Annotated in this window: 1 protein-coding gene; it reads left to right on the top strand. The window is 53.8% G+C overall.

Annotation, left to right across the window (positions count from 1 at the left end):
- Window positions 1–20: 20 nt before the first annotated feature.
- A partial coding sequence (gene rsxB / locus K0039_RS25390) for an electron transport complex subunit RsxB (RefSeq protein WP_228106899.1) occupies window positions 21–448 on the top strand: 428 nt, incomplete at its 3' end.

Genomic DNA, 448 nt, shown 5'->3' with positions numbered 1-448 from the left:
GGTGGAAGACGATCCGGTCGTTGAGAAAACTGACGAAATCTTACCGTAGCCAGTGTGGTCAGTGCGGTTATCCCGGCTGTCGCCCCTACGCGGAAGCCATCAGCTGTAACGGTGAAAAAATCAACCGTTGCGCCCCAGGTGGCGAAGCTGTGATGCTAAAAATTGCCGAGTTGCTTAATGTCGAGCCGCAGCCGCTGGATGGCGAAGCGCAAGAGATAACGCCTGCGCGGATGGTGGCGGTTATTGATGAAAATAACTGTATTGGCTGCACTAAATGTATTCAGGCGTGTCCGGTAGACGCCATCGTTGGCGCTACCCGTGCCATGCATACGGTAATGAGTGATCTCTGTACGGGCTGCAATTTATGTGTTGATCCGTGCCCGACGCACTGCATCTCGTTGCAACCGGTCGCAGAAACACCTGACTCCTGGAAATGGGATCTGAACAC

The sequence above is a fragment of the Terrisporobacter mayombei genome (assembly GCF_020748465.1).
In the GTDB taxonomy this organism is placed as follows: Bacteria; Bacillota; Clostridia; order Peptostreptococcales; family Peptostreptococcaceae; genus Terrisporobacter; species Terrisporobacter mayombei.
The sequence above is the reverse complement of the archived record's forward strand: the minus strand, read 5'-3'. Positions and strand labels throughout refer to the sequence as shown.